This is a genomic window from Sneathiella aquimaris, from assembly GCF_026409565.1.
Taxonomy (GTDB): domain Bacteria; phylum Pseudomonadota; class Alphaproteobacteria; order Sneathiellales; family Sneathiellaceae; genus Sneathiella; species Sneathiella aquimaris.
The window spans coordinates 135,814-157,511 of the sequence record NZ_CP112881.1 but is presented as its reverse complement, the minus strand read 5'-3'; the positions used below and the strand labels follow the sequence as shown (position 1 = coordinate 157,511).

The window sequence follows — 21,698 nt, the reverse complement described above, 5'->3', positions numbered from 1 at the left end:
CGAAGTTCATGAAGAATATCGAAGGCAACATTCAACTCAGCGCGACAGACTTGGTCGGACATCTTAACTGCGGGCACTTAACGGCACTGGATGTTCAAGTCGCAAATGGTGAATTAAAAAAGCCCGATCACTACGATCCCCTCTTAGAAATCCTTCGAGAACGTGGTCAGCGGCACGAAGATGCATATATTGGGCACCTGCGCGAACGAGGCCATCAAGTTACAGAAATACCGGGCGTTGATATCACAGACAGCACAATCGATGCGACGTTGGAAGCTATGCGCAATGGTTCTGAAATTATCATCCAAGCATCTTTAAGAGATGGACGATGGAGCGGTCGCGCCGATGTTCTTCGGCGTGTTTCAATTCCAAGCAACCTCGGTGATTATTCATATGAAATAATTGATACCAAACTTGCCCGCGAGACAAAGGGCGGGACGGTGCTTCAGCTTTGCCTATACGCGGACTTGCTGGCGGCCATGCAGGGCTGCGCCCCAGAACATATCTATGTAGTAGCGCCATGGTCTGACTTCGAACCTCAAGAATTCCGCTTTGCTGACTACGCCGCCTATTTCCGTCGGGTGAAGGCAGCTGCGGAAGGCGCTGTACAATCAACTGACGGCGAAGAAGAATATCCTGATCCTAAGAGCCATTGCGATGTCTGCCGTTGGGAACAACAATGCCAGCAACGGCGTCGAGCGGATGACCATCTTTGCCTTGTGGCTGGCATATCGAAAAATCAAATTACCGAGCTCCAAGACAACGGCTATGGGTCCACTCAAGCACTTGCTGATATGCCGTTGCCGCTGCCCTTTACGCCACAGCGCGGTGCACCCGCATCATTTGAAAGAATAAAAGCTCAAGCCGCCATACAAGTTGCTGCCAGACACTCAGGGGAAAACGAGTTTGAGTTTTTAAATGTTGTTCCGGAGTTCGGGTTTGCGGCGCTTCCGGAACCATCGCAAGGTGATGTGTTCTTTGACATCGAGAGCGACCAGTTTGTTGGCGAACATGGTTTGGAGTATTTGTTCGGATATTGCTATGTAGATGGCGCTGGTGCCGACCAATATATTCAGGACTGGGCCTTTGACCGCCAAGGCGAGAAAGCGTGCTTCGAACGCTTTGTTGATTTCGTTACCGAACGACGCGTTACGTTTCCTGACATGCACGTCTACCATTTCGGCGGGTATGAATCTGGCGCTCTGAAACGTCTTATGGGCCGCTATGCCACACGCGAGGACGAAGTCGATAATCTACTTCGGGGCAAAGTTTTAGTCGATCTGCTGACCGTTACAAAACACGCCATCAGGGCCAGCGTAGAGAGCTACTCTTTGAAGAAACTCGAACCCTTTTGCGGGTATCAACGCAAGACACCGTTGACTGAAGCGAACATGGCGCTGACCAAGGTTACAGCGGGTTTAGAGCTGGATGATATCCCATCAATAAATGAAGAGACAAAGGTCGTGGTAGCTTCATACAATGCCGATGATTGCTTTGCGACCAGTAGCCTGCGCGACTGGTTAGAGGAACTCCGATCATCGAGAGTTTCAGATGGGCACGATATACCGAGGCCCGAACCTGGCCAAGATGGCCCCAGTGAGGAACTAAGCGAGCAGCAACAACGCGTCCTGGCTTTAATAGAAACTCTTACAAGTAATGTGCCTGTCGATCCGGAAGAACGATCTCAAGAAGAGCAAGCACGATGGGTTCTAGCTTATATTCTTGATTGGCACCGACGTGAGAACAAAGCCGTGTGGTGGGAAAAATTTCGTTTGCAAGACTTGAGCAGTTTGGAACTTCTTGAAGAAAAGGCCGGAATTGGTCATTTGCAACTCGTAGGCGAAGTCGAAACTTCTAAGACAGGTATTCCGACCCACCGCTATAGTTTTGAAGCTCAGGAAACCGACATTCGAGGCGACGAAGGATTGCACAATGTAGGGGGTGACAAACTCGGCACCGCCATGATGGTTTCGCAAGACGATCAAACCATCGATATCAAGAAAATGAAGGCAACGGCAGGTGTTCATCCAGAGGGTGTTTTCGCGCACAAATTCATTGATCCCAAAGAACAAGCGGCCTCACTCTTTCGTCTAGGCGAATATGTTGCCGAAAATGGTATTGAGGGCGACGGCGCTTATAAGAGCGCCCGCGACCTCCTTCTGCGGAATCCACTGGATATCTCGGGACAACCGTTTCAACGAGACGGCGAAGAAAGCCTGACAGCCGCTCTACGGGTTGCTCGATTGATGAATGGTGGAGTTCTCCCAGTCCAAGGACCGCCCGGCACCGGAAAGTCATTTACAGGTGCGCGCATGATCTGCGAGTTGGTGAAACAGGGTAAGACCGTTGGGATCACAGCTAACAGCCACAAGGTAATTCGAAACCTGATGGACAAGGTGATCGAGGCCGCTCCTGAAATGGAGGTAGATTTTGTTAGCATCCAGAAACCAGAACAGGGCAATAAAGAGATAGATGGAGCAAAACTGACTTTTGCGAAAACGAACGACGACGTCTTGAATGCACTATCATCAGGAAGTGCAAAAGTAGCAGGAGCAACGCATTTCTTCTGGGCTAAACAAGACGCTTTTGGAGCCGTTGATGTGCTCGTTGTCGATGAGGCAGGTCAAATGTCCCTTGCCAATGTTTTGGCTGTTTCTCAGGCAGCACAGACTGTCATTCTGCTAGGTGACCCTCAACAGTTGGAGCAGCCCACGCAAGGTACACATCCAGATGGAACGGGAGTGTCCGCGCTCGATTATTTGATCGGGGGGCAGCAGACCATAGAACCGCAACAGGGGCTTTTCCTTAGTACTACTTATCGCCTTCACCCCGAAATTTGCGCGTTTAATTCAGAACTATTCTACGAAGGAAAACTGAATTCCATTGAGGGATGCGAACGTCAAATCATTGGCTCAGACAGTATCGTCTCAGGGTCAGGGATGCGCTACATGCCAGTGCCGCACATCGGCAACACCAGCACGTCTATTGAGGAAGCTGAAGCTGTCAAAGTCCTTGTGGAGAAGATATTAGATCATGGTGCAGAGTGGACTGATCGTGATGGCGAGACGAAGCCGGTTACTATCGGCGACATACTGATAATCGCTCCCTACAATGCGCAAGTGTTTGAAATTCAGCAACGGCTGCCGGATGCGCGCGTTGGAACAGTTGATAAATTCCAAGGGCAAGAAGCTCCGATTACAATCTATTCGATGGCCACTTCCAGCCATGCTGATGCGCCACGCGGCATGGAATTTCTCTATAGTGCAAACCGCTTCAACGTGGCGATTTCGCGCGCGCAGTGCATCGCCATCCTTGTAGCTTCGCCACAGGTTTTTGAGGCAGAATGCAAAACTCCGAGACAGATGCAATTGGCCAATGCTTTTTGCCGATACCTTGAGCTTAGCGAAACAATTTCTTTAATTTAGAACTTCTTTAAGTAATGGAAATCACGTAACCTATTAAATCGAATGCACTAATTAGAAAGCTGCCTTAGACATGAAAGCAGCCGAAGCCAAACTTCTAGCATTCCTCAAAAAATTGCCGCAGTTCGTTATTCCGATCTATCAACGAACCTATTCATGGACTGAAAAGGAATGCCGCTAGCTGTCGTCAAACATTGCACGCCTTCGACTATATGATCATCGCCACCAAGTATAGTGACTCTCTCCCCAAACTGACGCCTCTCAAAAGTAAGTGTTTTCGTTAACACAAACGGGGGCATTATGTGAAACGCAGATTTACGGATGAACAAATTACTTGGGGTTTTTGAAAAGCATGAGGCTGGCTCACTCCAGGAAACTTAAAAGGAAGTGATCACCAGTGGCAAGCAAAAGCAAAACACTGAAGTCACGAGCACGCGAGCAGCTTCAGCTGCTTCTACAAGCCCTTCGAAATCCGAATTCTAGCAATGCTGCTAAAACAGCTGCGACTTCTGCTTTGACCCAACGACACAATTAGAAAAAATGAACCGTATCCGCTACGAAGGTGTCCTTTTTATTGTTGGAACTATATAGCAGATTTTCATCTTAAGTTTCGAATTTTCAGATTTTAGATGTATTAAATCCCGATAATTCCGCCATATATTTATTGGGAATAGTTTTTGTGTCAAAAATTCCTGAAATTTCTCTAAAATACCAAAAATTCAGTTTTATGGTATATTAAATCCCGAAAATTCAGCATAATAGCCTCATAAGGAGAGCTTAATGCCAGAATTTTCGGTAGATGCGATGCCAGAGGTGTTCGTATCCGACACGTCTATTTCCAAAGCCGTATCGGAAGCGGTGGCGCGTGGAAAACTGCGTAAGCTCGGCTCTCGCCTTTATACGCGCAATCTTCAAGAGGCCCCTGATAGGCTGGTGCTGCGCAACTGGTACTATCTTATCACGGCTTATTACCCCGATGCTTTGATCACCGACCGGACGGCGATTGAAAACAAACCAGCTGCCGACGGGTCAGTCTTTCTGATATCTGACAAGAAGCGCAAGGTTGAATTGCCGGGGCTTGTGTTTCGCCCGCGCAAGGGTCCGGAGGCCACCGACAGCGACAGGCCCTTTATCGGAGGTGCCCGCTTGGCATCCCCGGCAAGAGCTTATCTTGAAAACATGCAGTCTTCGCGCGCACGCGGCGGGCGTGTCGCGCGAACACTCTTCCACGAAGAAATAGAAGACCGCCTCGATAAATTGCTGCGAGGACAGGGCGAGGCAGCCCTAAATCGTATTCGTGATGAGGCACGTGAAATAGCCCCACAACTCGGACTCCAAAAAGAGTTCGAAGAATTTAACAATCTGGTCGGAGCTTTGCTTGGAACACGTGAAGCCGATGTGAAGTCTGCTGTTGGCAAGGCGCGTGTTGCAGGTAGTCCATTTGATCCGGATCGTATTCAACTTTTTGAAAAACTTTTCGCCGCTCTCCGGGAGATTGTCCCCATGGTACGCCGCTCTCCTGAGCGCGCAGGTGAAGCAAATGCACACCTTGCTTTCTTCGAAGCTTATTTCTCGAATTTTATCGAAGGAACGGAATTTAGTGTCGATGAAGCCAGAGAGATCGTATTTGACGGTGTTATTCCGCAAGAACGTCCCGACGATGCGCATGATGTACTTGGCACTTTCCGTATCGTTTCGGATCAGACGGAAATGAAAAAGCTGCCATCCGACTTTAATGAGTTTGTCGACCTATTGCGTCGTCGTCACGCCACGATCATGGAGGCCCGCCCAGACAAAAATCCAGGCGCCTTTAAGAAACAGACCAACCGGGCCGGTCAGACTATATTTGTTGAACCTGAGCTTGTGACTGGAACACTTGAAAAAGGCTTCGAGTTCCTTCAGGGGCTGGGGGACCCATTTCACAGAGCCGTCTTTATGATGTTCATCGTGAGCGAGGTTCACCCCTTTTCTGACGGGAATGGACGTGTAGCGCGTGTGATGATGAATGCTGAATTGGTCGCAGGTGGTGAAGAACGTATCATCATTCCGACTGTTTACCGTACCGATTATCTCGGGGCGCTCAAAGCATTGTCCCATAATCGCCATACGACCCCACTTATCCGCATGCTAGACTTTGCACAGCGTTATACCCATGCGATCGATTGGCAAGATCTCAGCCATGCGCGCATGGTGCTTGAACAGACCGATGCATTTGCTGAAGGTGAAGATGCTCGCCTGCGCATACCGGCAGATATAAGCGGGGGGGAAAGCTAAGACATGAAATTTATTTATCTAGATGAGAGCGGCAGCCAAGATCAAGGAGATGTTTTTGTTACTTGTGGGTTGATGGTTGATGCATACAAACTCCGTACTAAAACAGCTGAATTTGATGAAAAATTAGCAGCCTTATTTGATCGACACCCTGGGATAAGATCTGATCTCAAAACAAGCCGATTCATCAATGGCAGAGGAGCGTGGCGACAGATTGATGCCCAAGAACGCAAAGATTTTTTGTCTGATATTTGTAGCATCGCCGTAGCAAATGGCGGAAAGATTTTTGGAATTGGTATTTCCTTCGACGCTTTCAATGCTGCCGCTGCCGCTGGCAACAACCAACCGTTTGCAAACAGCTATTGGATGGCCGGAGCGATGTTCGCTAGTTGCCTTGTTCAGAAGAAGGTCCAAGGAATTAAGAACAGTAAAGGCCTTACAGTTGTTATAATGGATGATAACAAAACAGAGATGCCAGCGCTTTCGGACGCACTATATCAAGGTGATCCTTGGTTTGACGGACTCTACCAAATTCAGACGAGGCGACGAGGGAACACCATCTGGATCCAAAGAAGTGCGGGGGATCGATTTGATCACATTATCAATACCGCATTTGCCATTAAGTCGGATCATTCATCCCTTGTTCAAGTGGCTGATGCATTATCGTATGTATATCGTCGATACTTAGAGCTTACATCTGAAGATGAGGCATGGGCGGGAGAGCAAGACTACTATGCCGGTTTAATCGAATTATTGGAGCCTAGCCGAGAAAAGATCGGGCGCACGCCCAATTCTGTATGTGTTGACTTCTATAATCAAGCTAAACACCCAGAGTGGCAGCTTTAATATTGAAAAGGTTCACGTATTTTCTTGCGTCGAAAATGACATGTTTGCCCTCATCAATGAACCCTCTACATGTCCCAGCCAAACGGCGGCACCGCTCTATCTTGTCTGCAATTTCTGTTTCATCTTCATTCCCCTACGGGTCATTACGATGAACCAGAAACCCTCTCTTATACAATTCCGTTATTCAAGCCCATAGGCGCTGACGTCAAACAAGCCTCCCCTACCATAATCTCTTTGATGCCCATTTGATTTCAACGACATCACGCGCATCACGCATGATCAACCCCGTCAGATGAGAAAACCTCCACGGTGTTATACTGTCAATTAAATTAAACTGATTTTATGCTCAAAAAGCAATTTACAAAGATCAACTCGCCTTACAGTAATTAGGCAGTGGCCAGCGACGAGCTTCAACAGTTTCAAAACTCTTATACCGTCCATTTGAATATCGAGGGCAATCAGCAGCATGACCTGCCTTGACGATACTTACGCCAATATCCTTTCCTGCTAGATGGCATACTCCAACTTTCCGGTCGTGAGTCCTATCCCCATTTAACCGGCACACAACTTTCTCGTTAAGAACAAGCTGTTTCAGAAATGTTTTCCCGTTCTGCCCTTCTCGCGTATTGAGCTCCGGTGCGGATATACCGTTTAGCCGAATGGGGACACCTGATACTTCAATCGTATCGGCATCTCTTACATGAGTAACTGAACCCGTTAGTTCCTCTTCATTGGATATTTCTGAGAAATCAATTTCATCAACAAACAGATAGAACGCGCCTAGAAAAATCCCTGTAATACTTGCAGTCAATATTCCTTTGAAAAGACTCGACGCTTTCCGCTTCAAAATATCGTTTTTATATTTTTTCAGGGACAGGATTTTTCGGACCACAATAATCTTTCTGTTTAATTTACAACTTATCAAAAGCCCACGAAACTAAACCGCAAGCGCCGTCATAAAATTTAACAAAAAGACTAACTCAGACAAATTAACGGAAACTTACTACCCAGAAAGAGTACGAATGTTTTGAAGAAATTATTATACTCAATGACTAGGTTTGAAGAATTTTTCTTGCAGAAATGTTCTTTGTTTGTTCTCATTGCCAAATGACAGTACAGATTCTTCAAATCAATCCCGCGACGATTAAATCAAAGATACCTTTGCAGCAATTTGGCGGCTTAGTTCCTGCTGGGTTTCCCTCTCCGGCGGAAGACTGGCTAGAAGATCCGCTGGATCTGAATGAATTACTCGTGACAAATCCTCCGGCAACATTCCTCATGCGGGTCACCGGCGACAGCATGAAAGGTGTCGGAATCCTCGACGGCTCGATTTTGGTGATTGATCGGTCCATCACCCCAAAGTCTGGGATGATCGTTGTTGCCGCTCTAAACGGTGAACTGACGGTGAAGATGTACGTGGTTGTTGATAAAAAACCATGCCTGATACCAGCCAACCCAGATTATCCGGAAATACCTATCACAGAGGATACACTGATATGGGGGGTCGTAAAGGCCGCCATCCACCGGTTTTAAATGCTGGCCTTAGTCGACTGCAATAACTTTTATGCTTCCTGCGAGCGGGTTTTTCGGCCTGATTTACGCACAAAGCCTGTTGTTGTTCTCTCGAACAATGATGGCTGCGTTATTGCCAGGTGCGCTCAATCCAAAACACTCGGCATTGAAATGGGCGCGCCTTATTTCCAGGTCCGAGACAAACTCGCACAAGCCGGTGTTACGGTTTTCAGCTCAAACTATGCTCTGTATGGCGACTTTTCGGCTCGGGTTATGAAAATCCTCAAGGCCAAAGCCCCGGCGGTAGAAGTTTACAGCATTGACGAAGCCTTTTTAGATTTTTCCGGCTTTCGCAATCGCGACCGATATTGCCGGAATTTGAAAGCCGATGTTGAACAATCAACGGGTATTCCAGTTAGTGTTGGTGTTGCACCAACAAAGACCCTTGCCAAAATCGCCAATCGGATCGCTAAAAAGAATCCCGCAAGTGACGGTGTGGTTATCCTACCAAACGATCCAACCTCCTACCTCGCGCAAATTGACGTTCAGGAAGTTTGGGGTGTTGGCCGCCGCCTTGGTCGCCGCCTCAATGAGATGGGAATAAAGAATGCCCGGTCTTTGCAAAAACAAGATCCGCGCTTTATTCGGCAGCATTTTAGCGTTGTTTTAGAAAAGACCGTGCGGGAGCTGCAGGGTGTTCCTTGTTTCACCTTCAATGAAGCGCCCCCTCATCCCCAACACATCATGGTCAGTCGAGGATTTAAGGGCCGGGTACATACCCTCAAAGACTTGCAAGAGGCCGTTGCCTTGTATGCATCCCGCGCGGCTGAGAAGGCGCGCCAGAAGAAGGTATTTGCCCACCGCCTCTCGGTCTTTGTAAATCCGCCCCTCAAAGAAGCGCATCGCCAGCCAGGATCTTCCGCAACAATGATATTTCCGGAAGCGACGAATAACACCCCTACCCTCGTCAGAGCCGCTTTAGAAGGATTACGTAAAATTTCAGTTGAAGGTTCAGCATATCAGAAGGCCGGAATAACGCTTTCCGAACTGGTCTACGCTCATGAAAGCCAACCGTCCCTTTTTACATCAGGATCAGATGAGGGTTCTTCGGCAAATTTGATGAAAACCTTAGATGGACTTAACCAACGCTTTGGCCGTGAAACGGTCCGGATCGCATCCAGTGGATTTACCCGAAATTGGTGGATGGCGAGAGAACATTTAAGCCCCTGCTATACATCTAACTGGAAGGATCTTCAGAAGGTATCGTCTGATTGAAAATATCTGATTGATAAACCTAACCATAAGCTCCCTTTTGGGCGTTGTCATGTCTGGATGGCACCCCTTTAGCAAGGTGAATTTATATGTGTGAGACTCAATTATTGACCTTGCCAAATGGGCGCAACAAAGGTTAGGGATAGACGCCATCTGATTACTGCTTTCCATGAAAGAATAGTAAATAACCACCGTTTTGGAAAAGGAGAAGTTGTATCGAGGGCAATGGTGGCAAGCCATCCGAAGACAGAGGATTTCTGATTCATCGTAATAACCGTTAAGGGAAGAAGATGAAAAGACAACACACCAGATGCTATCACGCGTGATTCTGCATCTGGCTACCAAATTGGGAGCCGACTAAAATGATTGAACGCGCAAAAATTCTGGCTACTGCAACACTTGCCGATGCTCTGGATGATCTGGGCCTGCCTGGCATTATGTCGGGCATACAGCGTCAGAGCGGTGCCGGGCGAATAGTAGGCTTCGCGCGGACAATGCTTGAAAAGACGGCCGCTTATGGCGCCTTTCCGTTTGAGGATTTCAAGGTTGGCGTCGGCTTTGATGCTGTGTCTGAAGGCGAAGTTCTGGTCGTTGCAATGGGCGGAGTGGATGTCTCAACATTTGGAGGCCTGGCTAGTAGGGTATTGACACAACGTAAAGCTGCGGGCGTGGTGATCGACGGGGGTTGCCGCGATCTAGAGGAAATTTGCGCTTCTGGTTTGACCGTCGCGGCGAAATATCGAACCCCCCGTTCCGGGAAGGGGCGTGCGAAGGTCATGTCGATGGATGAACCAGTCACTTGTGGCGGTGTCGATGTGTGTGTGGGTGATCTCGTAATCATCGATGATACCGGTACAGTGGTACTGCCAAAAGAACGTGCAGAAGAAGTACTATCAAAGGCCGAAGAGCTGCACGCACGAGACGAGCGCTTTATGGAGCGGTTGGACGCGGGCGAAACCTTCTCTCAGATATCTGCCTCGTTGCGCCACGCATGATTCTACTGTTGAACCGCTTTCTCCAAAGTCTGGACAAACCATTCAATTCGTGATGCAATTAACTATATCCGCGAAAAATCATATGAAACAAATATACGTGCCGCGGGTTGATCAACCGCTGCCTCGTATCGCCTCGAACGCACCTACCTCACACTGAGCGATTTCGAGTGCAGTATGAAAAGGAGACTGCCTAAAACAATCCTGTAGGAATATACGATGGCACGTTCCACTCTCTATTTTGTTGCACTGTTCATCTCTTAACTTATCTTCTATCTGGCCAGCCATTCAGGCATCGAATGATCCATTAAGTGCCAGATCAATAAGCGCAGCCTGCTCAATCTCATGCCTATCGATCGAACCACCGGCGGCAGCAGCCATGCGCGGCCGGCCTACGAACCACAGTTTCTGCTCAGGCGCTATCGCCGCGATCTGGTCTTTAACATGATTATAAGCGCCCTGATTACGCGCTTCTTCCTGACACCACACCAGTTCTACTCCAGCGTGCTTTTTCAAAATTTTGGCGATCTTCACCTCTGGGAAAGGATAAAGCTCTTCCACCCTAACGAAATAAATGCCATCGGGCCCGTTCGCTTCGACCGACTGAGCAAGCGCGTAGTAGATCTTGCCGCTGCACATTACGATCCGGCGAGTCTTGGCAGGCGCTGGCGTCTCAATCACCGGCTGGAATTCAGTGTCATCATCAAAATCTTGGATTTTTGAGACGCAGGCCTTCAGACGCAGTAGGGACTTGGGCGAAATCAGAAATAGTGGGCGTCTGCTATCACCGCGCTGTTGGCGGCGAAGCAGATGGAATAGGTTCGCCGGTGTCGAAGGATTGGCGACATACATGTTGTCATCGACCGCACTTTGGAGAATGCGCTCGATCCGAGCAGAGGAGTGGTCGGGCCCCTGCCCCTCTAAACCGTGTGGCAGTGAAATTACCAGCGATGAGTCCATCCGCCATTTGGCTTTAGCCGTGACAATGAATTGGTCCACGACGATCTGTGCACCATTCAGAAAGTCGCCAAATTGCGCTTCCCACACCACTAGGCGGTCTGGATCAGCCAGGCTCACGCCGTATTCAAACGATAGCACACCATATTCGATCAGCGGCGAGTTGATGGCGTCAAATCGTGCACCATCTGCCACACATTGCTCAAGCGGGAACATTGAGGCGCCTGTTGCCTGATCGTGTACGGCAAAGTGACGCTGAGTAAACGTACCCCGCACGGAGTCTTGGCCACTCATACGCACCGATGTTCCTTCGGCCAGAAGCGTCGCATATGCCATGGCTTCGGCGGTTGCCATGTTTATTTCGCCACCCGGCAGGAGGCTGTTCCGTCGCGCTTTGTAAAACGAAGCTACTTTCGGGTGGACTTCGTAGCCCTTCGGTAATTCAGTAGTCACCGATGCAATTTTTTGCAATTGATCCAGTGCAACTCCAGTTTTACCTTCGCTAACGGATGGCGCCCTAGTGGCCGGAAATACTATAGTTTCATCCGGACCGTTGTGCTTGTTAGATAACTCACTCCGTTGGAACACAGCTTCGAGCCGGCCAGCGAATGCCCGGCGTGCGGTTTCCGCTTTGTTAACCGCGCTCGCCGATTTTGCTTTGACCATCGCCGTACAGCTGACCGCATTCGCCGGATGCTTGTCGACTACTGACCAGATCTGCGGCTGCGTAAAGCGTGGCTCGTCCAGTTCGTTGTGGCCATTGCGGCGATAGCAGACCAGATTGATGAGTGAGCCTTTACCGGTGTGATTCCGCCATGCAACCGCGACGCGCATTATCGCAGCGGCGGCCAGTGGATTGTCACCATTCACATGGAAGATCGGCAAACCATAGGCGAGGCCGATGTCAGTTGGGTGAGGCGTCGAGCGACCTTCATCGGGCAGCGTCGTGAATCCGATCTGGTTGTTGACGACAATGTGGATCGCCCCGCCGGTCGAATATCCTGTAAGACCATCCATCTGTAGCAATTCACTGACCAGACCCTGACCCGCGAACGCGGCATCGGTGTGCATAAGCAGGGAAAGTACCTTGCCGTCCCTACGAATTTCTTCGCGCGCGCGGGCCGCGCCGAGCGCCACCGGAGCGACTACCGTCAGATGCGACGGATGTGGCAGAACCCGCACCTCGAAGTCGCACCCGTCGATATCGATAGTGGCACGCAAACCGTTGTGATAAGGAACATCTCCGGTAAAACTGTGATCGCCTTCGGTTACGTCCACGCCCTTGATCTCGGCGATCAGCCTCGACAAGTCTTTTCCGAACACTGTCGCCAACGAGGCGAGACGTCCCCGATGCATACCACCAATCACAGCTTCACGATAACCGGTGGAATTCGCCACGTGAAAAGCTTCGCCTAAAAGTACCATAGTCGCTTCTGAACCTTCACTGCCAAACCTTTTCTTTGCGGGCCACTTTTTCTTCAGCGTCTTTTCGAATTCATCTGCCAGAACAACAGCCTCAAGTGCACGCGACATGCTTCCTTCATCTGGATTTTGAGAAATTTCATCCTCGTAGGCATCAAAGAGCCAGTCGCGCTGTTCGGGATCATCGATATGCGCAGCCTGCAAAGAAACATTTCCCGCATATAGCTTGGCCAACTCGTCAATAGCTTGTTGGGCCCCAAGTTGCTTCTGAACCCCCGCCAGACGGACTTCGAGTGTCTGCCCTTCAACCAGCGACCGCGCGGCGTCTAGACGCCTGGATTGCACACGCCGCGTCAACCCCAACGGATCGAGGTTAGCTTCCTTATGGCCATACTCACGATAAGCCTCAGTCAGGAAATCGCCCAGCTCTGAGGAAGGTGCCGCCGCCGGATCCGCTGTGCTGTCACCATCATATCCTTCGAAATGCAAGCGCCAGTCTTGCGGGACTGACGTGGGGTCACGCCTATAGCGTGCATAAAGATCAAGAAAAAAAGCGCTTTCGCCGGCATATTGGAAGTACATGATTTTGGCCTCAATTGCGGTCGATTTATTGGGTAATCAACGGATTAATACACTCTCGCCAAAGTGTATTCACTTAACGAGTTAGTTGTCCACTAGGCATTGTCAGGGGCGTCCATAGATGACAATGCCCGCAGGGGTATTACCCCACCCATAGAATGCATGAGTTAGAACTCTCGTCCAGTGTCAACAGATGCCCTTGTTAAAAAAGCAGAATCTGAGTGCTGTGTAAAAAAGAGGGCGCTCACCTTTTATAAGATAGAGCGCCCTCGTCCGTCGTTGTTTTGAAGGCATTGTCCCATTAACTTATGACAGGCGTGATGAAACTGAAGTAACAATATTTAGGCAGCGGTACTTGCAGTTTCCCAAACGCTAAATGCTTCGGCGCGACATTCCTTGAGGTAAGTTCGGTTTAATAGGTGACGTTGAACGTAAAAGCTATTGTGGGCGGCGGAATGAACATTGAGAAATCTCTGGGCAGATCCTGGTGATTTGAACCGTTGCATTTTTCGCTCTCTTCGCCGAACAGAAAGATGTGAATTCTCGGCTCGATTGTTCGATCTCTTGTTGTCGATATGCTCAGCAGTTAAGCCTAAGGTTCGAAATGCCTTGTGATATGGTCTCAGCTTATCTGTCACGATTTGCGTTGGTGCAAAGCCCTGTTTCTTCAATAATTTACGCTTTAATTTCAAGGCAGCTTTTGTGTTTCGCTTTGATTGTACGAGGAAATCCAATACTTCACCTTCTCTATCAACCGCCCGCCAGAGAAAATGGCGTTTTCGTCGAATAACGATCACCATTTCATCCAAATGCCAAATATCATTGGGAGTAGGGCGGGTAGGTCTCAGGTTACTGGCAATTGGTTCGCCAAATTTGAAAAACCATCTACGAACGGTTTCGTCGGAAATATCCAAACCTCGTTCGGCCAACAGATCTTCAACATCCCGGTAGCTCAGCGTAAAACGAGCATACAACCAAACAGCATGTTGAATGATGTGGGGCGGGAAACGATGCCGGGAATAGGAGATATTTTGCATTGATCGAGATTAGATCATCATTAATTTTCTCGCCACAAAGTTAATGTGACAACACCCATTTATCTCTGAATTTCCAATACTTAGTGCAATTGGCTAGGAAATAGAAGCCCAAGGTAAGCCGTTTTGTTGTTGATAACTTTTACTTGCACATATTATGTATTGTTTTAATGCATACGGCTCAAAAATGGATTGGTATGAAGTGTTGCTTTTAAGCTGACGCCATTCGATTTCGCCATCAACCATAGATTTAGGGAAGTTCCAGATGTATTCCATAGGCGAGCTTTCGCGACACACAGGTGTAAAAATCCCAACTATTCGGTACTATGAACAAATGGGGCTTATAGAAACACCTGAGCGCTCTGAAGGAAATCAGAGGCGCTACCATAAGTATGGTATCGATCGGCTGTCTTTTATTAAGCATTCTCGTGATCTTGGTTTAAGTATTAGTGATATTAAGGAACTAGTGGAGCTGAGCAATAGTCCAGAAAAATCGTGTGTGGAAGCGAATAAAATTGCTAATAATCACCTCGCCGCAATAAGGACTCGTATTAAACAATTGAAGGGCCTGGAAAAGGAATTATCCCGTATCGCCACTAAATGCTCCGGCAACAATGTTGGGAAATGTTATGTAATTGAATCGCTTTCAAAGCATAATCTCTGTGAGAGTGATCATTTAGATTGAAATCGTTGACATAACGTTGTCGATATTCCTTCCGGTCATAGCAAGCCCTGAATTCAGCGGACATGTGGAGATCCTCTCATGAAATATAGCTCGATTGCCATTGTGCGGCAAACGCCCTACCTGACACCTCCGTTTGGATTGGAGAAACTGCGCTGAAATAAATACAGATGACCAAGATATTTAAAGATATTTTGAAATGATGGACCCATGATCTCACGATCTTCTGAAGCATCAAAAAAACCTATTGACCCTATAGTTACTAGAGGTATTACAATCCGTAAGATCTGATCTACTTAGGCAAGGAGTTGCCATGCGTGAGAGAAAAGCCAAGGACCGCTATGACGTACAATCAAATAATGAAACGTCAGAAATAACCCGCTTTTCTCTGGAGTCCCATATGGCAGAAAAAGTCACAACGTTGAGCATCGAGAACATGGATTGTCCGACCGAAGAAAAATTGATCCGTACCAAACTTGACAAAATAGACGGCGTGGCATCGCTGGATTTCAATCTAATCCAACGCAAACTGAAAGTCGGCCATGGGAATAATGTTCTTCCTGAAATCCTAGCCGCACTAAAGTCCTTGGGGTTTGAGGCAAAATTGCAAGAGGAAGGTAGCGCAGAGCCTTCTAAACCTAAGTCCGATACTACGCTTTGGGCGCTGACGTTGTCGGGTATTATGGCCGCGCTATCAGAATTTGTTTACTGGTTCAATGGAGACAGTAATTGGCTGGTGATACTACTCGCCAGTGTCGCCATTGCAGGCGGCGGATTGCCGACTTACAAGAAGGGCTGGATTGCCCTTAAAAACTTCAACCTCAATATAAATGCATTGATGTCTATCGCAGTTACTGGAGCTGTCCTTATCGGACATTGGCCTGAAGCTGCCATGGTAATGGTTTTGTTTGCCTTGGCGGAAGTCATTGAAGCCAAATCACTGGATCGCGCTCGAAATGCCATTCGAGGATTAATGGACCTTGCTCCGGAACAAGCTACAATTCAGCAGCAGGACGGCAGCTGGGAAGATATTGATGCGAAGTCAGTCACGATTGGAAGTCTTGCCCGCGTTAAACCAGGTGAGAGGATCGCCCTTGATGGCGTCGTTATGCAGGGTTTTTCGACTGTGGATCAAGCGCTCATCACCGGGGAAAGCTTGCCCATCGAGAAGGCGGAGGGCGATCTTGTCTTTGCAGGAACCGTCAACCAATCTGGCTCACTGGAATATAAGGTTACATCTGCCGCAAGTGACTCGACATTAGCACGTATTCTTCACGCGGTCGAAGATGCGCAAGGTAGCCGTGCCCCCACTCAACGGTTTGTCGACAAATTCGCACGAATTTATACCCCTGTGATATTTATACTTGCTTTGATGGTGGCCGTCTTTCCCCCCTTGCTGTTTGAAGCGACATGGTTAGATTCAGTTTACAAGGCACTTGTATTGCTGGTGATAGCCTGTCCTTGCGCTTTGGTTATCTCAACGCCGGTCACTATTGTAAGCGGTCTGGCGGCAGCTGCCCGACATGGCATCTTGATTAAGGGTGGTGTGTATCTGGAAGATGGTCGGAAGCTCAAATGGTTGGCGCTTGATAAAACCGGGACACTCACACATGGCAAGCCGGTTCAAACGGAGGTAATGGCATGGGGCGGGGCGGACCCCACCAAAACACAGCAAATTGCCGCCAGTCTGGGGGATCGCTCTGATCATCCTGTCTCCCGCGCAATTGCCTTAGTCGCCAAACAAGATGGGCTTCGTTTTCAAGACGTCGGTGAATTCATGGCACTGCCGGGCCGAGGGGTGCGCGGCGTCATCGAAGGGAGGACATATCATCTCGGGAACCTGCGTCTGTTAAAGGAATTGGGGGTTATCACGACAGAATTTGAGGCAACACTCTTTGCCTTGGAAAAACAGGGAAAAACAGTTGTCATGCTTGTCAATGATGGCAATGTAGAAGCCCTATTTGCGGTCGCTGATACTGTTAAAGAAACGAGCCGAGAGGCCGTCGCTGAATTACATGCTTTGGGTGTAAGTACAATGATGCTTACCGGAGACAACGCATATACTGCGGCGTCTATTTCCAATCAGGTTGGTATCGACCGTATCAAGGGTAATTTGCTGCCTGAGGATAAGTTGCGAGAAGTTGAGTTGCTGTCGGCGGAAGGAAAAACCGGAATGGTTGGCGACGGTATCAATGATGCACCGGCGATGGCGCGAGCTGATATTGGGTTTGCCATGGGCGCTGCTGGCACGGATACGGCAATTGAAACCGCCGACGTCGCTTTAATGGACGATGATTTACGCAAAATTCCTACTTTTATACGTTTGTCTCGAACAACAGCCCATGTGCTTACGCAGAATATTGCCCTGGCGCTCGGTATTAAAGCTGTCTTCCTCGTCCTTACTATCACAGGCGATGCGACCATGTGGATGGCAGTGTTTGCCGACATGGGCGCAAGTTTGTTGGTGGTTGGCAATGGCTTAAGGTTACTACGAAAATGAACTGGATAATTGTTGGAACGGTGTTGCTTGCGGATCAAATTGTCAAAGTTTCAATTGCCCATAGCTTCACGTATGGCGAGACGATACAGATCACGCCTTTTTTCAATCTCGTTTATTACCAAAATAGTGGAGCCGCGTTCGGTATGCTGGCTGATGCGGGAGGATGGCAAAGATATTTTTTAACAGTACTTGCGCTCGGTGTTTCCGTTTGGCTCTTATGGATGCTGCGCCAGAAGCCTCTTTGGCTGCCAAGGCTTTCATATTGTCTGATCCTCGGTGGCGCTTTGGGTAATGTGGCGGACCGTATTATACGGGGACAGGTGATAGATTTTCTTGATTTTCATTTTCTGCAAGCGCATTGGCCAGCCTTCAATCTTGCAGATACGGCGATTTTTCTTGGTGCTTTTTGCCTTATTGTGGATGCAATAAAGCAGTCTTATCCAGCCGACCCGGAGAAGAAAAACTCATAAGATGCAATAGAGATTGCCGCTCTACATCCCGCCGCAATCCGCCTTGCAATTGAGACCCGGATCAGGCAAACACGCCCGCATCAACGGACTCCAGATATAAATAGAATTCCTCAACCCTTCCGGCCTGAACCAACTGCACGGCCGTCCAACCTGCAAAGCCAGCGAGGGGTACAGACCGGTACCAGGCATAAGCCATGAGAGGCGATCCAAAGCGTGGCGTCAGGATCAGAAGCGCATCCACAAGGTCGCGAAGGCGTCTTTGGGTGTCTGGAGCGTGAGGAGAGGATCGGCGTTTCAAGGCACCCTCATCGAGTCCAATCGTCCAGGCAATCTCCTTTGCGTCGGTCCGCAAGAGTTTTGCGAGTTTACTGGGAACTACCAGCTCTCCCTCTGTGACATCCTCAAGCTACATTCTATTCCATCCACTTCAATCGTGAAAAGCTTTAGCACCTTTGCATGCTACCAGAAATGTGATGCTGAATGAAAAGTATCTTTGACCCTCATCCTCAATTCCCAAGCTCATTGTTATCCAAAACAAGAGTATACCATGTAGACCATAATTTTTGGGTTTAAGTGACCAAAATCGATCGAAATATCTGCATTGTGCCATAATGGACTGGAGTGGTATTCCATCTATCTAATAGATATTAAACAATATTTATTCATGAAGTACACATTTGGCTCCACATGAGATTACATGGAATTTTTTGGTACCAATGTTCCATTAAGTTATACAAATAATTAATTGAAGAGTTTGATTGACTATTAAATCATTGGCCCCAGAATTGATTGCTGTGACTTGCAGACAACAGCAATAAAACAGTTTCTATTACGCTATTGGGGTCGCATCTGAGGTACATATCTTGCCAATAATAAACATGCGTGTTCGATGAGGAGCTGACCTGATATTATGTACCTCCAATTGAATTATACCGCCTTGCACAAAACTGACTGGTTGGCGTTCTTGTTGCCGGACGAATTATGGTTCGTACGTCACGTGAGGTTATATGGAATTTACACTATTAGAACTTGTCCTCCTGCCAATCGGCTTAGGGCTATTAGGATTTGTCGAACCATGCACAATAGGCGGACATCTTCTCTTTCTCGAAACGCAGAATGGCCGTTCTAACCGTCAAAAGTTGAACGCCGTTCTAACCTTCGTTGCGACACGTTCTTTGATCGCAGGGTTATTTGGCGCTTTGATTGCGTTTCTTGGTCAAAAAGTAATCGCTGCACAAACAGGCATCTGGCTAATATTTGGATTAATCTATCTGGCCGTCGGTATTGCGTTTCTTATTGGTAGAGCCCGCTTCATCAAACAGCGAATTAACCTAGCGCCCGCCGCATGGAAGCAGGCGCAAAATCCGTTTGTCTTGGGGTTGGCTTTCGGCCTTAATATTCCGGCCTGTGCAGCGCCAATTTTGTTTGGATTACTTGGGTTGGCTGCGTCCACGGGAACGGTTATGACCGGTTTCGGCATGATGTTTCTCTTCGGTCTATTTTTATCTTCTCCGCTCGCCGTGTTTGCACTTGTGCCAACACTTGCCAAATCCCTTGAAAATTTAGGAGAGAGAATGAAACGAATGCGGTGGCTTATTGGCCTCATATTCACGTTACTTGGACTGTGGTCAATCTGGTTCGGGCTCTACGTTGATCCCGCTAATTGGGCCGGAAGATGAACTCAAAAAAACCAGTTCAGGAATGGGGCAACTGCTGAGATTAACTCTCAGGTTGGTTCGGTTGTGATTGCTTCAACTACCATTATATCTGCATTTTCCTATCTTCACGATAGCTGACGGGTGTAATCATCTGAATATATAAGTATAATTTCCAGAGCTTTCTACCTTTCACATTGAATGTATCAAAATGTTACCATCAGCCAACTTTCCCAAGAATTGGCAATACGTCCAGAAGCCAGTATGAAAGCTTGGAAAGTTGTCCCGTCATCATCATTATGCCCATCACGATCATCAAGACACCCGCCCCCAGATGGAGTCGGCGACCCAACCGTCCTATATCTCGAATTTTTCGACGTAAGCTATCTGTAAAAATTGCCGCAAGCAGAAAAGGGACGCCTAAACCTGCTGAGTAGATCATCAACAGGACGACACCCTCCCTAAGGGTCGCAGCTGCGGCACTAACAGTTAATACCGCGCCGAGTATGGGGCCGATACAAGGCGTCCACCCAAACCCAAAAGCAAGGCCGAGTACATAGGCTGAGACCGATCGTCCTCCCGGAATTGTAAGATGAAATCGAACGTCCCTTTGTAAAACATCTAGCTGCACCAGCCCGATCATAAACAGCCCGAACGCGACAACAATACCCCCACCGACTAGATTGAGTTCATAACTGTATCCAATTAACATCCGGCCAATAGTTGAAGCACTTGCCCCTAAAGCAATAAAAATTGTAGAAAAACCAAATATAAAACACAGACTCAACGCCGCTGTTGCGAACTTTTCTCGAATTTTAAATTCAGGAGAAACAGTTATTCTCTGGCTGCCCGCTATATAGGAAATATATCCTGGAATGAGAGGCAAAACGCAAGGAGACAGAAACGAAATAATGCCTGCCAAAAACGTTGCAACGATACCAATACCAGAGATCTCTATCATCAATTGTGACTTTCAGTTCTGTTGCAACAAACTTAGTGAATGAAGTAATAATAAATTACTTCCCACCAACGAACTAGAAAACTTTGTTTCTGCTTTTTCTCTTGGTGCGACAGGCCATTCACGTACAAAATAAGATTAATTGGCTTGAATTTTAAACCATGGAATTTGGCAGCGAAACGGCTGCCTCGATCTATAATAAACGTCACGACACCATGCATTTGCTGGCCCGCCTCTTCAGGTTGGAATTTCACGCCATACTCCATGGCCAATTTTCGGGTAAAATCTTCCGGATCGTCTGCTTTTTTCGTTAAAAATTCCCAGTTTATAGGATCAAGCCCATGGGTTTGGCCGTATTCCTCCAGCGTACTTCCAACATCATTACCTGGATCTGTTGTTATACTGATAAACTGAACGAGCCTCTTCATCGGAGTGCTGTTTATTTTTTCCTGGATGTCAGCGATCCGAGCTGAATGTAAGGGACAAACACCGGCACAATTCGAAAAAATAAAATTCAGAACCACTATTTTATCTTCATAATCTGCGAGCTTTTTCAACTCACCTTGCGCGTTTATCAGTTCAAATGATGGTGCATCAGGCTCATTAATTGCTTGAAAAAAGGTTTCTTTTTCACTCATAACATCATCAAGATTGCTGCCCGGGTGATTGGCGCTTGCCTGTAGTGCGAATGCCAGACTGTAAATCATGGCCGGAATAAAATATTGAATTTTCATTAGTTCTTACTCATCAAAAGACCTCCCGCCGTAGTTTCATTGGCGGGAGGTCAACTTCTTTTACGTTACTGTTTGCAATTGATTTTATGCGTCCTTCTCGGACTTCATATGATCGTTCATTGACTCCATCATTTCACTACACTGTTTCATCATGGGTTCCATTTTGCTCATCATATTCATCATGCCGGACATGTTTTGCGATTTCCCATCTTCTCCCTGCATCTGATTATCCTGCATCATTGAGTGTGATTTCATGTCCTGGCTTTCAGTTTTATTGGCATCTGCCAAGGCAAATGACATCGATCCTAGAAATCCAACAGCTATCGCCATTATAAGTGATGTTTTTTTCATACTATTTTCCTTTGTTTTACGAGTTTCCCTGGGAAAGCCAG

At 47.8% G+C, this 21,698-nt stretch carries 17 protein-coding genes; 10 read left to right on the top strand and 7 right to left on the bottom strand.

Features of this window, described 5'->3' with window-relative positions:
• The first annotated feature begins 8 nt into the window (after window positions 1-8).
• The 3 genes from OIR97_RS00830 to OIR97_RS00820 all read left to right on the top strand — a co-directional run bounded on the left by OIR97_RS00830 (window position 9) and on the right by OIR97_RS00820 (window position 6,539).
• The gene (locus OIR97_RS00830) at window positions 9-3,425 is read left to right on the top strand and encodes a TM0106 family RecB-like putative nuclease (protein WP_169543854.1); all 3,417 of its coding nucleotides are present in this window, start codon (window positions 9-11) and stop codon (window positions 3,423-3,425) included.
• A 777-nt stretch (window positions 3,426-4,202) separates the two neighbouring features.
• The gene (locus tag OIR97_RS00825) at window positions 4,203-5,696 is read left to right on the top strand and encodes a Fic family protein (protein ID WP_169543853.1); all 1,494 of its coding nucleotides are present in this window, start codon (window positions 4,203-4,205) and stop codon (window positions 5,694-5,696) included.
• 3 nt (window positions 5,697-5,699) lie between these two features.
• Entirely contained in the window at window positions 5,700-6,539 is an 840-nt protein-coding gene (locus tag OIR97_RS00820; protein ID WP_169543852.1) for a DUF3800 domain-containing protein, read from the top strand.
• A 367-nt stretch (window positions 6,540-6,906) separates the two neighbouring features.
• Here OIR97_RS00820 and OIR97_RS00815 read toward each other — a convergent pair whose 3' ends face one another.
• Window positions 6,907-7,431, bottom strand: coding sequence for a thermonuclease family protein (locus OIR97_RS00815; protein WP_267177753.1), 525 nt, complete (start codon window positions 7,429-7,431; stop codon window positions 6,907-6,909).
• Window positions 7,432-7,646: 215 nt separating this feature from the next.
• Here OIR97_RS00815 and OIR97_RS00810 point away from each other — a divergent pair, with 215 nt between their 5' ends.
• The 3 genes from OIR97_RS00810 to OIR97_RS00800 all read left to right on the top strand — a co-directional run bounded on the left by OIR97_RS00810 (window position 7,647) and on the right by OIR97_RS00800 (window position 10,318).
• Window positions 7,647-8,072 (top strand): LexA family protein, encoded by a 426-nt coding sequence (locus OIR97_RS00810; protein ID WP_169543851.1) that lies wholly within the window; start codon window positions 7,647-7,649, stop codon window positions 8,070-8,072.
• Window positions 8,073-9,326, top strand: a complete 1,254-nt coding sequence (locus OIR97_RS00805; RefSeq protein ID WP_169543850.1) for a Y-family DNA polymerase — start codon at window positions 8,073-8,075, stop codon at window positions 9,324-9,326.
• 359 nt (window positions 9,327-9,685) lie between these two features.
• Window positions 9,686-10,318, top strand: coding sequence for an RraA family protein (locus OIR97_RS00800; protein ID WP_169543849.1), 633 nt, complete (start codon window positions 9,686-9,688; stop codon window positions 10,316-10,318).
• Between the two features lie 285 nt (window positions 10,319-10,603).
• Here the strand turns inward: OIR97_RS00800 and OIR97_RS00795 are convergent, their stop codons facing one another.
• Both OIR97_RS00795 and OIR97_RS00790 read right to left on the bottom strand, forming a co-directional pair.
• On the bottom strand, window positions 10,604-13,276 hold the full coding sequence (locus OIR97_RS00795) for a 2-oxoglutarate dehydrogenase E1 component (protein ID WP_169543848.1): 2,673 nt from the start codon (window positions 13,274-13,276) through the stop codon (window positions 10,604-10,606).
• Between the two features lie 338 nt (window positions 13,277-13,614).
• On the bottom strand, window positions 13,615-14,310 hold the full coding sequence (locus tag OIR97_RS00790) for an IS6 family transposase (protein WP_169543847.1): 696 nt from the start codon (window positions 14,308-14,310) through the stop codon (window positions 13,615-13,617).
• Between the two features lie 262 nt (window positions 14,311-14,572).
• Here OIR97_RS00790 and OIR97_RS00785 point away from each other — a divergent pair, with 262 nt between their 5' ends.
• The 3 genes from OIR97_RS00785 to lspA all read left to right on the top strand — a co-directional run bounded on the left by OIR97_RS00785 (window position 14,573) and on the right by lspA (window position 17,959).
• On the top strand, window positions 14,573-14,992 hold the full coding sequence (locus OIR97_RS00785; RefSeq protein ID WP_169543846.1) for a MerR family transcriptional regulator: 420 nt from the start codon (window positions 14,573-14,575) through the stop codon (window positions 14,990-14,992).
• Between the two features lie 310 nt (window positions 14,993-15,302).
• Window positions 15,303-17,489, top strand: coding sequence for a heavy metal translocating P-type ATPase (locus tag OIR97_RS00780; protein WP_169543845.1), 2,187 nt, complete (start codon window positions 15,303-15,305; stop codon window positions 17,487-17,489).
• Window positions 17,486-17,959 carry a signal peptidase II gene (gene lspA, locus OIR97_RS00775; protein WP_169543844.1) on the top strand — a complete coding sequence of 158 codons (474 nt, stop codon included), beginning with the start codon at window positions 17,486-17,488 and terminating at the stop codon, window positions 17,957-17,959. The genes OIR97_RS00780 and lspA overlap by 4 nt, the downstream gene beginning before the upstream one ends.
• Window positions 17,960-18,020: 61 nt before the next feature.
• Here lspA and OIR97_RS00770 read toward each other — a convergent pair whose 3' ends face one another.
• The gene (locus tag OIR97_RS00770; RefSeq protein WP_219821616.1) at window positions 18,021-18,311 is read right to left on the bottom strand and encodes a hypothetical protein; all 291 of its coding nucleotides are present in this window, start codon (window positions 18,309-18,311) and stop codon (window positions 18,021-18,023) included.
• 655 nt (window positions 18,312-18,966) lie between these two features.
• Between OIR97_RS00770 and OIR97_RS00765 the strand changes: the two genes are divergently transcribed.
• Window positions 18,967-19,638 carry a cytochrome c biogenesis CcdA family protein gene (locus tag OIR97_RS00765; RefSeq protein WP_169543843.1) on the top strand — a complete coding sequence of 224 codons (672 nt, stop codon included), beginning with the start codon at window positions 18,967-18,969 and terminating at the stop codon, window positions 19,636-19,638.
• Between the two features lie 196 nt (window positions 19,639-19,834).
• Here OIR97_RS00765 and OIR97_RS00760 read toward each other — a convergent pair whose 3' ends face one another.
• From OIR97_RS00760 to OIR97_RS00750, 3 genes are all read right to left on the bottom strand, one after another.
• Window positions 19,835-20,575: a cytochrome c biogenesis CcdA family protein gene (locus OIR97_RS00760; RefSeq protein WP_169543842.1), complete on the bottom strand. Its 741-nt coding sequence runs from the start codon at window positions 20,573-20,575 to the stop codon at window positions 19,835-19,837.
• Window positions 20,576-20,607: 32 nt separating this feature from the next.
• The gene (locus OIR97_RS00755; RefSeq protein WP_169543841.1) at window positions 20,608-21,306 is read right to left on the bottom strand and encodes an SCO family protein; all 699 of its coding nucleotides are present in this window, start codon (window positions 21,304-21,306) and stop codon (window positions 20,608-20,610) included.
• 84 nt (window positions 21,307-21,390) lie between these two features.
• On the bottom strand, window positions 21,391-21,657 hold the full coding sequence (locus tag OIR97_RS00750) for a hypothetical protein (RefSeq protein ID WP_169543840.1): 267 nt from the start codon (window positions 21,655-21,657) through the stop codon (window positions 21,391-21,393).
• Window positions 21,658-21,698: the final 41 nt, after the last annotated feature.

Bases quoted from the DNA above. Each gene is read 5' to 3' on its own strand.
- OIR97_RS00830 (WP_169543854.1), top strand. From the start codon at position 9: ATGAAGAATATCGAAGGCAACATTCAACTCAGCGCGACAGACTTGGTC.
- OIR97_RS00825 (WP_169543853.1), top strand. From the start codon at position 4,203: ATGCCAGAATTTTCGGTAGATGCGATGCCAGAGGTGTTCGTATCCGAC.
- OIR97_RS00820 (WP_169543852.1), top strand. From the start codon at position 5,700: ATGAAATTTATTTATCTAGATGAGAGCGGCAGCCAAGATCAAGGAGAT.
- OIR97_RS00810 (WP_169543851.1), top strand. From the start codon at position 7,647: ATGACAGTACAGATTCTTCAAATCAATCCCGCGACGATTAAATCAAAG.
- OIR97_RS00805 (WP_169543850.1), top strand. From the start codon at position 8,073: ATGCTGGCCTTAGTCGACTGCAATAACTTTTATGCTTCCTGCGAGCGG.
- OIR97_RS00800 (WP_169543849.1), top strand. From the start codon at position 9,686: ATGATTGAACGCGCAAAAATTCTGGCTACTGCAACACTTGCCGATGCT.
- OIR97_RS00795 (WP_169543848.1), bottom strand. From the start codon at position 13,276: ATGTACTTCCAATATGCCGGCGAAAGCGCTTTTTTTCTTGATCTTTAT.
- OIR97_RS00790 (WP_169543847.1), bottom strand. From the start codon at position 14,310: ATGCAAAATATCTCCTATTCCCGGCATCGTTTCCCGCCCCACATCATT.
- OIR97_RS00785 (WP_169543846.1), top strand. From the start codon at position 14,573: ATGTATTCCATAGGCGAGCTTTCGCGACACACAGGTGTAAAAATCCCA.
- OIR97_RS00780 (WP_169543845.1), top strand. From the start codon at position 15,303: ATGCGTGAGAGAAAAGCCAAGGACCGCTATGACGTACAATCAAATAAT.
- lspA (WP_169543844.1), top strand. From the start codon at position 17,486: ATGAACTGGATAATTGTTGGAACGGTGTTGCTTGCGGATCAAATTGTC.
- OIR97_RS00765 (WP_169543843.1), top strand. From the start codon at position 18,967: ATGGAATTTACACTATTAGAACTTGTCCTCCTGCCAATCGGCTTAGGG.
- OIR97_RS00760 (WP_169543842.1), bottom strand. From the start codon at position 20,575: ATGATAGAGATCTCTGGTATTGGTATCGTTGCAACGTTTTTGGCAGGC.
- OIR97_RS00755 (WP_169543841.1), bottom strand. From the start codon at position 21,306: ATGAAAATTCAATATTTTATTCCGGCCATGATTTACAGTCTGGCATTC.
- OIR97_RS00750 (WP_169543840.1), bottom strand. From the start codon at position 21,657: ATGAAAAAAACATCACTTATAATGGCGATAGCTGTTGGATTTCTAGGA.